Genomic DNA, 15,370 nt, shown 5'->3' on the forward strand with positions numbered 1-15,370 from the left:
AGGCAAGGTAAGGGTTTTGTGGCTTTACGAGCGAAACAGGTGCAAGATTTTGAGAGAATCGTGCTTCAAAACCTTGCGTCTTCATCGGCCCGCGTCCTGTAGGGGCGAAGCATTCGGGCAATAACCTATCGGTGAAACCGGAGATTTTCTATCCGAATGCTTCGCCCGTACTTTTTCAGCAGACCCTTAGATGTTCTTCATTTAGAGATTTTGTGCTAATTTATACTTGGGTTGTTCATTTTTTCAACCCACAAAAATTAATTAGGCAAGGGGCAATGACTAAAAATACCTGAAAATATATCTTAATAATCATGCTTTTAGCCGAAAAAAAGGGCATTCTAAGATTAAGTCCTCTCGATCAACTACCAATTGCAGCGGTTCTTTAAGAAATTCTGGTTCTTCGGTTTGTGTTATGTAATGGACGGGGGTTATAAGGGATTAAACCCTCATCTAGAAAGACATTGCGGCAATTTTTGCCAATTGTTTTCGATCTAGAACGAGCTAATCAATTAAGTCTCTTGCCAGATAAGGATTTAGTCGATTTATGCCACCCTATTGAACCATACCAAGTAACGAAGAACCGAAACTCTCTCCACCAGACTCACTATAATTAAAAAGGTAGCCTAGCTATGTCGGCAGAATCTAGACATCGGAGCTTACTTGCCAATCGATACCAACTGGTCGAGTTGATCGGTAGTGGTGCCATGGGACAAGTATATCGAGCAGAAGATAAACTATTAGGTGGCGTAACCGTCGCCGTGAAATTACTCTCGCAAACTCTCCTCAACCAAAGAATGCGTGAGCGCTTCGAGCGAGAGGCGACTATTTCGGCACTTTTAGGCGAAAAAAGTATTCATGTTGTTAAAGTTCGTGATTATGGTGTAGATGACAAGGAAGTCCCCTTCTACGTCATGGAATTTTTGCAGGGGGGGAGCATGAGTGAACTCATCAAACATCAGCCGCTGCCCCTCCCGCGCTTTCTCAATCTCACCCGTCAGATTTGTTTCGGCCTGGAATGCGCCCATAAGGGTATTATCTTCCAAGGGGAGATGTGTCCGATTATTCACCGGGACATCAAACCAAGCAATATTATGGTGATTCAGGACTCAGGATTAGGGGAATTGGTGAAAATTCTCGATTTTGGCATCGCTAAACTCATCCAATCGGGAGAATCCCAAACCCAATCGTTTATGGGAACCTTAGCCTATTGTTCCCCAGAACAGATGGAAGGTAAAGAACTCGATCATCGTTCCGATATCTACAGTTTTGGGATTATGATGTACGAGATGCTCACGGGAGAAACGCCCGTTTTTCCCAATAATCCCTCCTTTGGCGGTTGGTATGAGGTTCACCACTACGCCGAACCCCGTTCCTTTAATTCTAGCTTGCAATTACCGCCAGAATTAGAACAGTTAATCCGGCGCTGCTTGGCCAAAGCACCCAGCGATCGCCCGTCAAGTGTTACAGATATACTACAACGTCTCGAACGACTTGAACCCCTAGTCAAAAATGAAATAGTCAAAAAAACCGACGATTACACCAGCAAAATCAAACCCCTTGATGATTTAAATCAAACCATTGTTTCTGCTGCTAATGCGAGGGATATCTGTCTCAAGTCCAGTTGGCCCGAGGATAAACCGCACCAAAAAATTGTCTTCTCACGCTGTCTCCGAGCTGCTGACGGCGTTTTTGCCAGTTTATGGGTAATGTTGGCTCGAGAGGATATCGCCGTCCGGGTTGCTAGTGTCCGTTATAATAAATTCCTCTTTTTACCCACACCCCACCCGATGCTTCTCTGGATTACTCTCCTCTATCATCGTCAATGGGGACCCCGCTGGTTGCCCTGTTATTTGGACTTAAAAACCCCCCAAGGTCAAAAAATGACCAAAACCCTCGCCGAAACCGGTCAATACTGGATTTTATTTTTCCCCCTCGAAGGCGGCCCTATCTGTGAAAATGTGATCACCGCTAATATTCCCCCCAATCAATGCCAAATTTTGCGGCAATGGGTGACAGATAGTCAATTAGCCCAGGTTGGCAGCCCACAAATTAGCAAGCGGATGTTAAAACAGAAACTCGATCAACTTAAACCCCAGATTCTGGGCAAATTAGCCTCAGAATTCCCCCCGCAGCCCTAAAAAATTAGGGAGGCATTAACTAACCTCCCTTTTTATCGATACTATTCACCCAGATTACAGAGGTCGATAGACACGGTAATCAATATTGGGGAAAATATTATCGATTTCCTCGACTTTTTGCAACCAACCGGCATCAATCTTCTCGGATTTCACATCTTCATAGATTTTATTTAACCGCAGCAGGTGGGAACGAGTGCGCCGGACAGCATAGGGAACCATCGTACCGGTTCGCATAATAAACGCCCAATCGGAAGATTGGGCCAATAATAACTCCCGGGCCGCCTGATTTAAAGCCCGTTCCTGCAATTCATCCTCCGCTTCATGATGACTTAATTCAATCATCCGTTCCGTGCCTTTGTGTAGGTGAGGATAGATCCAAGCGTTAGTTTCATTCAGCCAGTATTCATGGAAACCCTTATAACCCCAACTGGATTGGGAAGGACGACAGACCTGCTGATTGGGTTTAGCCCGGAGATAATCGGCTAAATGGGTCATTTGGTAGATATTTTGGTCATACCAAGACTTACGGAACAGAAAATCAATAAACCAGGGTCCCTCATACCACCAGTGACCGAATAACTCGGCATCGTAGGGAGAAACAACAAGGGGAGGACGGCCCATAATTCCGGCTAAACTCTCCACTTGCCGCTCGCGATTATACATAAAATTGCCCGCGTGTTCGGCGGCTTTTTCTTTGGCCCAGTAGGGGTCATAAAGCCCTTTTTCCGATAAACCACCGTCCCGGCTAGTAATTTTGTGGTATTTGATGCCTATATTCTTGCGTTGACCGTTGGGCATGATATAGGGCTTAATATATTCGTATTCTGCTTCCCAGCCCAAATCTTTATAGAATTCCCGATAAACTATATCCCCCGGATAACCAACTTGGGAAGACCAAACCTGTTGAGAAGATTCGTGGTCACGACCGAAAGCAGCCACCCCGGTTTCCGTGAAAATGGGCGCGTAACTGCCGTAACGGGGGCGAGGACGACCGTAGAGAATACCGTGGCCATCGACGAGGAAATAACGAATGCCCGCATCGGCTAACATTCTTTCTACCCCTTCGTAGTAGGCACATTCCGGCAACCAAATGCCCTTGGGACGACGACCGAAATTTTCTTCGTAGTGTTGACAGGCCACCTCAATTTGCGCCCAGACCGCTTGTGGGTACATTTTCATCAGGGGCATATAACCGTGAGTCGCACCACAGGTGATAATTTCTAGGTTATTACTGTCAAGGAATTGTTTAAAAGCTTTGACCAGATCTCGATCGTATTTTTCCCAAGTTTGTCGGATACTTTGGAAAGATTCAGCGTAATATTCGGCTAAGTAGCGAATATGGCCATTGTGTTGATTATGGTCGATTTCTTTAGCAATTAATTCTTCTAACTTACCTAAGTGTTCTTCATAACGCTCTTGCAGTAACGGATCCCGCAGCATCGACACCAAAGGCGGAGTCATGCTCATGGTCATTTTAAAATCGATACCGTCCCGCTTGAGACCTTCAAAAACTTGCAGCAGAGGGATGTAGGTTTCTGTGATTGCTTCGTATAACCATTCTTCTTCGAGGACGTAATCGCTTTCGGGATGGCGGACGAAAGGGAGATGAGCGTGGAGAACTAGGGCAACATAGCCAAAAGCCATAGGATTTCTTCTTAGAATTAAGGAATAAAACTTTAAGATTAGGTTGAGTAGATTTTATACTATCTTAAGCTTCTACAATAAAGAATATGATAAAAGTCGATCGATCGTCGATCGATCTCGTCAATCCCTAGGTTTACTAATTTTCCGATGCTCCCATCTAACGAGCCACTGACTGCTTTAGGGAGAGAGACGACAACGCCTCTCTCGATTCAACTTTTGCTGTTTGTTGATGACCGTCCCAGTTCTCAAGAAATTATCCGTCAAATTCAGTCCTATCTCCAGTCTTTAAAGTCTGATTACCCGATTGACCTACAAATCATCGAAATTCGCCAGCAACCTCATTTAGTCGAACATTTTCGCCTTGTAGCTACCCCCGCCTTGGTCAAAATTGCCCCCGTCCCCCGCCATACCCTCGCGGGCAGTAATCTGGTGGAACAGTTTAAACAATGGTTGGTACGTTGGCAAAAAGCGATTAAAGAGGAGGTCAAAAATCATCACGCTGAGGATGCACAACTTCAAGAGGTGGAACATTCGGGCGAACTCATCCGCATCGCCGATGAGGTTTTTCGTCTCAAACAAGAAAAGGAAGAATTATTAGAACAATTAAAATTTAAAGACCAAATTTTGGCTATGTTAGCCCACGATTTACGCAGCCCTCTCACCGCTGCTTCCATCGCTGTGGAAACCCTAGAATTAGCCTATCATCAACCAGATACGGAGCGCAGTCTGCAATTACGAGAACAACTGCACCAACAGGCCCGTAAACAGTTCCGGATTATGAACCGTTTGATTACGGATATTCTGCAAGCTTCTAAGAGCATGGCGGCCCAATTCACTCTCCAACAGAGTAAATTTTATCTCCAATCCCTCTGTCAGGAAATTTTGTCTCAATTTACCGATACTTTTCAGGAAAAGACTTTAATTCTCCAAAGCGATATCCCCCAAGATCTGCCCCCCGTCTATGCTGATGAGGAGTTAATCCGACAGGTGATTATTAATCTCCTGGAGAATGGGATCAAATATACCCCCGCTGGCGGCGCAATTACCCTTTCTGTCCTCCATCGTACTACTCAAAAAGTACAGGTAAGCATCAGTGATACCGGCCCCGGCATTCCCGAAGAAAAACAAGAGCATATTTTTGAGGGTCATGTGCGTCTCAAACGGGATGAGGGTAAAGAAGGTTATGGCATCGGTTTATCGGTCTGTCGCAAGATTATTCGCGCCCACTACGGTCAAATTTGGGTGGATAGTGTCCCCGACCACGGCAGTAGTTTTCACTTCACCCTGCCAGTTTATCGCTAAAATGCTCCGCTAACCAATTATCAATGTCCCCTAAAACTAAGTCGGGGATTTCCCAGGGGAACAGATGGGCCGTATCGGGGTAACATTTCCACCCAGACAGTTTCAGTTTTTCAGCCGTTTCTTGGCTCGAGGCACTGGTAATATGGCGATCCTTTGCCCCCGCCAGAACCAAGCAGGGAATTGTAATTTTGTCAAGGGATTTTAAACAATTGTAACCTTTTTTAAAAGCCCGATTTAAAGCGCGATCGGCAAATGGAGAAGTTTGTAAGTAGGCAGGAACAGCATCTTGAGCGAGGTATTGATAGGCGATCGCTTGATGTTGTGAAAAAAGGTACTGAAACAGGGAACGACGAGCAAAAGTATCAATATTCCAACGCCATCCCGGTTTGATCTGATTGAGAATTGCCGCCATCCCCGTCAAAATCAGATCTGTGGTGGTGATAGGAGGATGACTACCCCAAGGCCGCGCGGCCGAGGCCACTAGAATTAAACCAGGAAAGCGCTCCGGATGCCGCAATACTAATTCCAGTGCGATTATACCCCCCAAAGACCAACCGAGAATTAAACATTGCTGGATTTTTTGGCGATCGAGCAGCCCGATTAAATCCTCTAGATGTTCTTCTAGCTGAAAATCGCGGCGATAACGACTTTTACCGTAGCCGCGCAGATCCGGGGCCAGGGTTTGCCAGCGTTGGCAAAAATGATCGGTAAATACAGACATACTGGCTGCCGAACCGGGATGACCGTGCAGACAGAGGATCGGATAGCCATTACCTTTAATGTTAACGTTTAGAGCGATCGACATTGATCAGTTATCAGTTATCAGTTATCAGTTATCAGTTAAGCTAAGACGTATTTAAACCGCTTATTCTTAGATTAGCCGAATCTCATCCAATTCCTTTACTGTTGCAAGAGTGCAAGAGCGCAAGAGTGCCTCGTCTGGCCCAAGCAATTTAAATTACGAACAGCTTAAGCGAGCAGTATTAAATAGGGTTGGCTGAATAAATCTAAAAACCTTGTTGGGTAAGACTTTTAGACCTTTTGTCAATCAAAAAGTACCGGATATGGCAGTGATCGGGGGAAAATTCAGGGACTTTTTCTCTGAAAATTAGGTAATTGAACTCCTGAAAATTGGTAAAACCCTACACCCTACACCCTACACCCCACACCCCACACCCCACACCCTGCCCCCACGAGAAACTTTTTCAGCATACCCTAAATAGCAGTTTCCTACTGTCTTTTCACTGTTCACTGTTTACTATTTACTGATCACTGATTATTGACTGGGATATATGAGCGATCGAGTCTCTGGTAAGTCATACTAGAGAATAGGAGAGAGTTGGTCTAGAGGTTGCGGGATCATTTTATCAATGATTCCGAGGAAAGTCCGAACTCCCGAAAGACCACACTTGCTGGATAACGTCCAGTGCGCGCGAGCGTGAGGATAGTGCCACAGAAAAATACCGCCCCCTTTTTCAGTGATCAGTAAACAGTAACGAAAGTAAATTCACTGATAACTGATCACTGATTGGGGGTAAGGGTGCAAAGGTGCGGTAAGAGCGCACCAGCAGTATCGAGAGGTACTGACTCGGTAAACCCCGGTGGGGAGCAAGGTGGAGGGACAAAGGTTGGTCTTTTTCCTGTCCCGTTTTTAGGAACCGCTTGAGGTAATTGGTAACAATTATCCCAGATAGATAACCTCTATTCCGACAAAGGTAAAAGCGATTTTACTGCTGTTGGGAAATACAGAATTCGGCTTATGTCTGACTCTCTCCTCAACTACCAATTTAAATGCTTCTTAGCTTAGAGGGGGATTGCACCGCTAACGGTTAGGTGATTGATCAAATCCCGTATCGCTTGGCCGCCGCTACCGTGAGCTAGAGATATAATGGTGTGTCGCACTTAAGTAAGTTTGGGGTGTTTTTGGTTCTTTAGGAGATATTAGGCTAAAATATTGGTTAATGGGTAAGTACCAGCAATGTTGAATCTCTTAACAAAACTTGACATTCTGTTAAAAAAATGAGGCAAAGTCTATTGGCTAATCGGTATCGAATTATTCGACAATTAGCAAGTGGGGGATTTGGCGATACCTTTCTCGCGGAAGATACCCATTTACCATCAGGTCGCACCTGTGTAATTAAACAACTGCGGCCCATGCACAATAACCCACAGGTCTATCAACTGGTCAAAGAGCGCTTTCAAAGAGAAGCAGTGATTTTAGAAGATTTAGGAAATAGTCATGATCAAATTCCCACATTGTTTGCTTATTTTGAGGACCAGGGACAGTTTTATTTGGTTCAAGAATATATTCAGGGACAGACTTTATCTAGTTTAGTTAAGAGCCAAGCAAAACAAGAAGAGACCTTTGTTAAAAGAATTTTACTAAAGCTTTTAGTCGTATTGGAATATATTCAAAGTAAACGGATTATTCACCGAGATATTAAACCAGATAATATTATTATTCGTCACCACGATCAAATGCCAATTTTAATTGACTTCGGTGCTATTAAAGAAGCAATAGGTACAGTGATGTCTCCTAGCGGTAATTCCACCAGTTCTATTGTAATTGGAACACCGGGGTTCATGCCTCCAGAACAATCAATAGGAAGACCAGTTTTTTCCAGTGATTTATATGCTCTTGGTTTAACAGCAATTTATTTATTAACAGGGAGAATACCTGAAGAATTAGAAACCGAACCGCTTACTGGAGAAATTATCTGGCGACAATATGCTTTAAATGTTAGTCCAACTCTAGCCAATGCAATTGATCAAGCTATTAAATCGCAAGCAAATCAAAGATTTACAACTGCTCAAATGATGAGACAGGCGCTACAGGGACAGCCGACAGTACCGCCAACTGAACTTTCTTTCCCTTCATCTCAACAAGGCAACGTGATTCTGAAAAATGACTGGATAAAAATTACTATTGCTGCTGCAACAATAGGTATTACTTTCTTAGCTGGCTGGACTTTCTTCTCTAAAAAACAACAACAAAAATTAGAAGAAAGAATCTCTGAAATTCAATCAGAACAGACTAATCAGGCCAAACAACAAGAGCAAGAATTAGCGGAAAGGCAACGACAGCTAGATGAAAAACAACGTCAGCTTGAACAAAACCAGGAAGAATTAGCTGAAAAACAGCGTCAACTTCAACAAGAAAAACTTAAACCAACTGAAACTATCGCCTCTTCTTCTGAGCAAACAAGCTTAATTTGGCATTCTCAAAGTAATTTAACTAGAATTGCAAACTTAAATAAAATTTGTTTTGGTAGTAGTACACTCAGTTCAGTTGAAACTGTTTTTGGATATGGTAAACCACCATTTACAGGAACAATTACGATTCCTGCTCCCCAAACAGAAGGTTGTACAACTGGAGATACCCTACGAGGAAATTTTAAGCTGTCTGGAAATGCAGGTAACTGTGTCGGCACAGTTAAGATTACTTGGAAAAATAACGATAATGCTTTTATCCAATGGAATATTACTAATTTGGGTTTAGCTTGTCCTGTAGCTACAAGCAATTGGCAAGTTAATACTTATCCTGTCAAGCTTTAATTCGCCAAGTTTTGAAAATTCCCAAAAATAAAACTTTGACTCTTGTGGTTAGCAATAAATTTATGATAAAATTTTAATAAATAATCAGGAGCAATTATGGCAGTTAAACCAAAATCAGAAAAATTAAACAGTGATATTTTATTAGAGCAAGAGACGAAAGCCTTTAATCCTCCGTCCCTTCCTAACTCTTCCCCAAAGAGTAAAACTGTTTTTCTGCAACAAGCAGGTGCTTTAAGGGATGATAGCTCTCTTGCTGATCTAAGAGACTCTATTTACCAAGCTAGAGGACGTTCAGAAACTGAAGATGATGTATCTTCTTGACACGGATACTTTAACTCATCTCCACGCAGGTAATACTAACGTTATTAATCGGTTAGAAAGCTTACAGGATAAGGAAGTCGCCATTGCGATTGTCACCAAGATTGAAATTTTGCGGGGAAGGATAGATTATCTACTTAAAGCTTTTTCAGGAAGTGATCTATTGAAAGCACAAAAACTTTTTTGTCGTTCAGAATTCCTACTGAATCAACTTCCTGTAATTTTAATTGATGGAGATGCTGCTAATCAATTTGACCGTTTACGAAGTGTTTCTGAAATCCGAAAAATTGGCAGAGCCGATCTATTAATTGCTAGTATCGCATTAGCTAATCAAGCTAGGTTAGTAACCAGAAATCTGCGACATTTTAGACAAATTCCTCATTTATCCTTAGAAAATTGGGTAGATTAATACAAGGTCTGATTTTCCCAGTTTCTGAACCTTTAGTTGGCTCTAGATTTACCTCAATAATCAGTCCTCGCTTGAGATTTATTATGCTGTCCATCCTACTAAAGCTGATTCGGTAAGTTGCTGTAATTCTTCATCTTGTTGATAAATTGCTGCATACAGATTTGCTGATTCCTGTAAGTCCTGAGCCTCTAGTTCTAGTTGAAATCGCCCTAGGGCCACTCTCACTATCTCATTAGCATCTTTAAAGCCGTATTTTTGATAACGGTTGAGAAATTCTATTTGAGGTTTTTCTAGACTAAACTTTTGTTCGATCATGGTTTTTCTTGGTTGTTGGTAAAGGTAATCCTTCTTTGAGTATAACGCTACAGGTGAGATAAGCTGTTGTGCATTTAAACTGGGTATGAGGACGTTACAAAACAAACTGAGAAACTCACTCTCTCCCCCATCCCCTATCCCCTATCCCCTATCCCCCATCCCCCATCCCCTATCCCCTATCCCCTATCCCCTATCCCCCATCCCCTATCCCCTATCCCCCATCCCCTATCCCCTATCCCCTATCCCCTATCCCCTATCCCCTATCCCCTATCCCCCATCCCCTATCCCCTATCCCCCATCTTCCCGCTCCCATGTCCTTAAGTGATCCGCGTCGCCAAAAACAATTAAAAACCCTAGTGGAAAAGCTGGGTTTATCGGCTGATGTCCCCGTCAGGTGGGATTTATTAGATTTAGCTCTAACTCATCCCAGTATTTCCCGTGATAAGAATTATGAACAATTGGAATTTGTGGGCGATTCTGTGGTAAGACTCGTGGCGGCGGAGGTATTGTTAGAAACCTATCCGGAGGCGCTAGTGGGAGAATTTGCCGCCCTGCGATCGATGATGGTTAGCGATCGCACTCTGGCGGAATTTGCGGATCGCTACGGTTTCGAGCGTTATTTGTTGGTATCAAGTAGTACAAGCATTGATCATGCGGGGCGAATTTCCCGACTAGCAGACGCTTTTGAGGCGGTCTTGGGGGCTTTATATCTTAGTACACAGACTATGGTTTTAGTGCGTTCTTGGCTAGATGAACCACTAAGGGAAAAAGCGGCCGAAATTCGTCGAGATCCGGCCCGACAGAATTATAAGGATGCCTTGCAGGAGTGGACACAAGCAAAATACAAAAAACTGCCGCAATATTTAGTAAAAGAAATCAATAGTTTAGATCAAGAGCGTTTTTGTGCGGAAGTGTGGTTAAATGAGCAGAAATTAGGAGTGGGAACCGGCAGAAGCAAAAAAGCAGCGGAACAAGCAGCGGCCAAATCAGCTTTTCTAGAAGTGGTTAAAGGCTAAATGCGGGCATTTTTGCTTAACGGACGAATTGCCAGAGGCGAATTTTAAAATCATAATTACCACTAGCCAAATACTGCCCATCGGGACTAAAAGCCAGAGATTCCACCCAGTCGGAATTATTATCAAACCAGGCCAACTGTTTACCCGTCGTCACATCCCATAAACGCACACCGTCATTACTAGCACTAGCGAGAATTTGTCCGTTAGGATGGAGTGCCAGGGAGCGAATTCGGGACGTATGACCGATGAGGGTAAATAATAACTTATTATTGCTCGTATCCCAGATTTTAATCGTGCGGTCTAAACTACCCGTAATTAAATTTTTACCGTCGGGAGTGTATAAAAGCTTGCTAACCGCTTGGGGATGGGCGGAAAATTTCGATAAAAATTTGCCCTCGCGGATGTCCCAAAAATTTACCTCACCGTTTTCATGACCACTAGCAAGGGTGACACCATCGGATTTCATCCCTAGGGAATAAACAAAATTACCCACCCAATTTAAACGATAGAGGGGACGGCGGGGAGGTTGCACTGTCCAGAGGCGAATTCCTTCCAAACCACCACTAATTAATGTTTTACCATCGGGAGTAACGGTGAGGGCGAGGACAGTATTACCGTGTTCGAGGGCAATTCCTAAATACTTGCCTTCCACCAGATTCCAAAAATTAATGGAACCATCTAAACCGCTGCTAACTAATAATCTTTCGTTGGGACTAATGGCTAAAGCTTTGACGCTGGTTCTTTGGGCGCGAGTTTGGGAGACTTTTTGCCCTGTTTTTACCGACCAAATTCTCAGGAGAGGATCCGTATCACTACCACCGGCGAGAACTAATTGGTTATCGGGGCTGAAAATCACAGCATTAGGGGTGGATTGTTGCCCTTCTAAGGTTTTAGCGAGGGTAAGTCTGCCTAAACCTTCTACTAGGATAGTTTCTGGGGTTTTTTCGCCACTTTCAGCCGCGGGTTTAGGGGGGGCAATAGGACTTTGGGCATGACTAAGCTGATGTTGCCCGATTGTCAGCGTGGTTAAGACACTGACCACAATTGCCCCGACAAGTTTCTCCCCACCGATAAATCGGAATTTCATAAATTTAGTTGAATATTAACAAATGAACCGTGCTATAGATTCTAGCCTTTGAGGGGATTGATTGCCAAGCAAGGGGAGATTTTTGAGCTAAGAAGGTCGATTTTTTTCGTTTTTCAGGGTTGGTAAAGCCACTTGACCCGATTGGGGCGGTAAATAATATCTTGCTGCTTCTTCTTTGTTGATTACCTTGCTTTTTTGGCTCTGTTGCCACCGGGCTAAAATAGCGATCGCCATAATCGTTGCCCCTAAAGATAGCAGTGTCCATCTTTGTCCTACAACCCCGATGATGACATCTACTGCCGCTGCGGTAAAGATAAAGCTAGTTATTGGTTCTTGACGGTAAGCTTTCTTGAGAAAACGCGGCCAGAGGAGATTACTCATTTTATCTATTATTTCTACGGTTTCGATAATTCCAGCTTATCCTATCATCCTGAAAAATGTTGTCGATCGAGGTGATGGGGGGTTTTCAGTGAACAGTAAACAGTGAACAGTAATCAGTGAACAGTAATCAGTAATCAGTGAACAGTATGTCTCGTGCAAAAATCAAAAATCTTCTTTTAGGTGAGGACAATCCGAGACAAGAGGAGAAAAAAGACAAGAGACAACTACTAAAACCATAAAACCTAAGATTATGTCAAATTTATCTCAAGTTTTCGATATTTTGAACTGATAGCGGCTCGATAACTGACTTTTGCAGGAGGTCTAGTAAACAGTGAACTGAAAACTCGGCTCTGATAGGCTGATATAGTAGCTATCGGAGACAAAAGTTAGTTTGCATCTAGGTTTAAAAATCCCAGAAAAGAAGATTCGCATATCAAATCAGCAAGGCCGAATAATATTAGAGATTCTACTGCTGAACTGCAAATAATCACCCCCAGAGAATCCGATCCTTTAACAAATACAAAGAGACGATACCCCTTCAAAACCAGTTGATAGGATTATGGTAGTGACCGAAATCAACTTTTAAGAATCTATAATGGGCTTTATTGTCCATTATTATCTAAATAACGGACTAAAAGCCTGTTATATGCACTTTTCCTCGGTATTATCATGGCCTATCCTCTCTACGTCGCTTTTATTTGGCATCAACACCAACCCCTCTACAAATCCTGTCAAACTCGCACCGATGCTTCGGGACAATATCGCTTACCCTGGGTGCGACTGCATGGGGTGAAAGATTATCTCGATTTAATCCTGATTCTAGAACGTTTTCCCAAATTACACCAAACTGTCAACCTTGTCCCCTCTTTAATCCTGCAATTAGAGGATTACGTCAACGGACTAGCTATAGACCCCTATCTTGCTCTCACCGTCACCCCGGAAGCGCAGTTAACCCTGGCACAAAAACACTTTATCCTCGAACACTTTTTCGATGCTAACCATCGTACCCTGATCGATCCGCACCCCCGTTACGCTCAATTATACGCACAGCGTCAAGAAAACGGTCATAGTTGGTGTATTAGCCATTGGAATCTGCAAGATTATAGCGATCTCTTAGCTTGGCATAACCTCGCTTGGATCGATCCTATCTTTCACAGTGACCTGGAAATCGCTGCCTGGTTAGAACAGGGAAAAAACTTCACTTTAAGCGATCGCCAGCGAATTATCTCCAAACAGCGTCAAATTCTGCGTCGTATCTTGCCGCAACACCGGTTAATGCAGGAAACCGGACAACTAGAAATCATTACCAGTCCCTACACCCATCCAATTTTACCCCTGCTGGCCAACTCGGAAGCCGGCCGGGTAGCAGTGCCGAATATGACCCTTCCTCGGCAATATTTCCACTATCCTGAAGATATTTCCCGCCATCTCCAGAAAGCTTGGCAAATCTATATCGATCGCTTTGATAAACATCCTCGAGGACTGTGGCCCTCGGAACAATCCGTTAGTCCCGCAATTCTCCCCGCTGTCGCTAAACAGGGTTTTCAGTGGTTATGTTCCGATGAGGGGGTGTTAGGTTGGTCTCTGGGACATTACTTTCATCGCGACGAAAAAGGCAATATTAGCGAACCGGAATTGCTTTATCGTCCCTACCTTCTGGAAACTAGCAACGGCAATTTATCGATGGTTTTCCGCGATCATCGTCTCTCGGATCTGATCGGATTTAGCTATAGTGGCATGAAAGCGCAAGAGGCCGCTACAGACTTAGTTAAACACCTAGAAGCGATCGCCGAACAACTGAAAACCAACGCAGAAACCACGACGCTAGAAAAACCCTGGTTAGTTACCATTGCGCTAGATGGCGAAAACTGTTGGGAAAACTATCATCAAGACGGTTTACCCTTCCTAGAGAACCTTTATCAACTTTTAAGCGACCATAAAGAGATCGAATTAGTCACAGTTTCCGAATATCTCGATCGCTTTCCCGCTAATGCAAAAATTCCTGTCAATCAACTTCATAGCGGCTCTTGGATCGATGCCAATTTTACCACTTGGATCGGCGATCCCGCTAAAAATAAAGCTTGGGAATATCTAATTTTAGCCCGTCAAACCCTCGCTAATCACCCGGAAGCGACGGAAGATAATAACCCCGACGCGTGGGAAGCATTGTATGCAGCGGAAGGTTCCGATTGGTTTTGGTGGTTTGGTTATGGCCATTCCTCCAATCATGACGCAATTTTTGACCAACTTTTCCGCGAACACCTGATCGCTCTTTATCAAGCTTTAAATGAGCCAATTCCCTCCTATTTGCTCGAACCGGTGGAAGAACACGGGGATAAACAAAGTAATCGTCCTGAGGCTTTCATTCACCCCATTATCGACGGTTTTGGAGACGAACAGGATTGGGATAAAGCTGGACGGATCGAAATTGGTGGCGCCAGTGGTACAATGCACCGGGTCTCGTTAGTACAAAGGGTCTTTTTCGGTTGGGATCACCTCAATTTTTATCTGCGTTTCGATTGGAAACCGGGGGCAGAATTAGGCAAAGATATCCCGCCTGAAGTGCATTTATATTGGTATTATGATGAAGTGCATCGTCTGCAAAGTCCAATTCCCTTAGCAGATATTCCCCCTCGATCGACCCTCGATTACGGTTATCATCATCATCTAGGAGTTAATTTAATCACGGAATTTACTTGGTTAGAAGCCGCTCAAGAATATTTTACCTGGCAGCGAGTTCCTAGTAGTGCCAAAGCTTCTTTTAATCAATGTTTGGAAATTGCTGTCCCTTGGGAAGGATTACACATTGAACCCGATGCTCGTCTCCATTTAATCGCAGTTTTAGCCAGTCAAGGTCAATACTATGATTTCCTCCCCGTTGAAGAATTAATCTTCCTGCAAAGACCTTAAATCAGTGATCAGTTATCAGTTATCAGTGATCAGTAATCAGTTATCAGTAACCGCTCTAATCTCTAGTTAGGGTCTGCTGAAAAAGTAGGGGCGAAGCATTCGGATAGGAAATCTACGGTTTCAGCGATAGGTTATGCCCGAATGCTTCGCCCCTACAGGACGCGGGCCGATGAAGATGTAAGGTTTTGAAACATGATTCTCTCAAAATCTTGCACCTGTTTCGCGAAAAAAGACCCTAAGACCCTTACCTAGTCTATATTTCACATTTATTCAGCCAGCCCTAGTTAGGGTCTGC

At 43.7% G+C, this 15,370-nt stretch carries 12 protein-coding genes and 1 other RNA gene; 8 read left to right on the top strand and 5 right to left on the bottom strand.

The genetic code is table 11. From position 1 onward, the window contains the following. Positions 1 to 629 precede the first annotated feature (629 nt). A complete protein-coding gene (locus IM322_RS03765) occupies positions 630 to 2,138 on the top strand; it encodes a serine/threonine-protein kinase (RefSeq protein WP_287674595.1) in 1,509 nt (502 codons plus the stop codon). Positions 2,139 to 2,192: 54 nt separating this feature from the next. Here IM322_RS03765 and IM322_RS03770 read toward each other — a convergent pair whose 3' ends face one another. Further along, entirely contained in the window at positions 2,193 to 3,782 is a 1,590-nt protein-coding gene (locus IM322_RS03770) for a glycoside hydrolase family 57 protein (RefSeq protein ID WP_287674593.1), read from the bottom strand. Between the two features lie 147 nt (positions 3,783 to 3,929). Here IM322_RS03770 and IM322_RS03775 point away from each other — a divergent pair, with 147 nt between their 5' ends. Further along, positions 3,930 to 5,084, top strand: a complete 1,155-nt coding sequence (locus IM322_RS03775; RefSeq protein ID WP_287674591.1) for a histidine kinase — start codon at positions 3,930 to 3,932, stop codon at positions 5,082 to 5,084. On the opposite strand, the gene IM322_RS03780 is transcribed toward IM322_RS03775, so the two are convergent. After that, on the bottom strand, positions 5,062 to 5,889 hold the full coding sequence (locus tag IM322_RS03780; protein WP_287674590.1) for an alpha/beta fold hydrolase: 828 nt from the start codon (positions 5,887 to 5,889) through the stop codon (positions 5,062 to 5,064). The two genes, IM322_RS03775 and IM322_RS03780, sit on opposite strands and share 23 nt — an antisense overlap. Positions 5,890 to 6,419: 530 nt before the next feature. On the opposite strand from IM322_RS03780, the gene rnpB reads away from it, so the two are divergent. The 4 genes from rnpB (at position 6,420) to IM322_RS03800 (ending at position 9,366) form a co-directional block, all read left to right on the top strand. Further along, an RNA gene (gene rnpB, locus IM322_RS03785) (RNase P RNA component class A) lies at positions 6,420 to 6,859 on the top strand. Positions 6,860 to 7,118: 259 nt separating this feature from the next. After that, complete coding sequence (locus IM322_RS03790; RefSeq protein ID WP_287674588.1) at positions 7,119 to 8,639, top strand: protein kinase domain-containing protein; 1,521 nt, start codon at positions 7,119 to 7,121, stop codon at positions 8,637 to 8,639. A 96-nt stretch (positions 8,640 to 8,735) separates the two neighbouring features. Then, positions 8,736 to 8,960, top strand: a complete 225-nt coding sequence (locus IM322_RS03795) for a hypothetical protein (protein WP_287170371.1) — start codon at positions 8,736 to 8,738, stop codon at positions 8,958 to 8,960. Beyond that, on the top strand, positions 8,944 to 9,366 hold the full coding sequence (locus IM322_RS03800; protein ID WP_287674586.1) for a type II toxin-antitoxin system VapC family toxin: 423 nt from the start codon (positions 8,944 to 8,946) through the stop codon (positions 9,364 to 9,366). The genes IM322_RS03795 and IM322_RS03800 overlap by 17 nt, the downstream gene beginning before the upstream one ends. Before the next feature lie 81 nt (positions 9,367 to 9,447). Here IM322_RS03800 and IM322_RS03805 read toward each other — a convergent pair whose 3' ends face one another. Continuing rightward, positions 9,448 to 9,681 (bottom strand): hypothetical protein, encoded by a 234-nt coding sequence (locus IM322_RS03805; protein ID WP_287674585.1) that lies wholly within the window; start codon positions 9,679 to 9,681, stop codon positions 9,448 to 9,450. Positions 9,682 to 9,992: 311 nt separating this feature from the next. Between IM322_RS03805 and rnc the strand changes: the two genes are divergently transcribed. After that, entirely contained in the window at positions 9,993 to 10,697 is a 705-nt protein-coding gene (rnc, locus tag IM322_RS03810; protein ID WP_286825607.1) for a ribonuclease III, read from the top strand. A gap of 16 nt (positions 10,698 to 10,713) precedes the next feature. Here the strand turns inward: rnc and IM322_RS03815 are convergent, their stop codons facing one another. Together IM322_RS03815 and IM322_RS03820 are read right to left on the bottom strand one after the other, a co-directional pair. Beyond that, a complete protein-coding gene (locus IM322_RS03815) occupies positions 10,714 to 11,784 on the bottom strand; it encodes a WD40 repeat domain-containing protein (RefSeq protein WP_287674583.1) in 1,071 nt (356 codons plus the stop codon). Positions 11,785 to 11,871: 87 nt separating this feature from the next. Next, positions 11,872 to 12,165 (bottom strand): hypothetical protein, encoded by a 294-nt coding sequence (locus IM322_RS03820; RefSeq protein WP_287674581.1) that lies wholly within the window; start codon positions 12,163 to 12,165, stop codon positions 11,872 to 11,874. A gap of 669 nt (positions 12,166 to 12,834) precedes the next feature. On the opposite strand from IM322_RS03820, the gene IM322_RS03825 reads away from it, so the two are divergent. Continuing rightward, positions 12,835 to 15,075, top strand: coding sequence for a glycoside hydrolase (locus IM322_RS03825; protein ID WP_287674580.1), 2,241 nt, complete (start codon positions 12,835 to 12,837; stop codon positions 15,073 to 15,075). The last annotated feature ends 295 nt before the right edge of the window (positions 15,076 to 15,370 follow it).

The organism is Microcystis sp. M109S1, assembly GCF_020247025.1.
In the GTDB taxonomy this organism is placed as follows: Bacteria; Cyanobacteriota; Cyanobacteriia; order Cyanobacteriales; family Microcystaceae; genus Microcystis.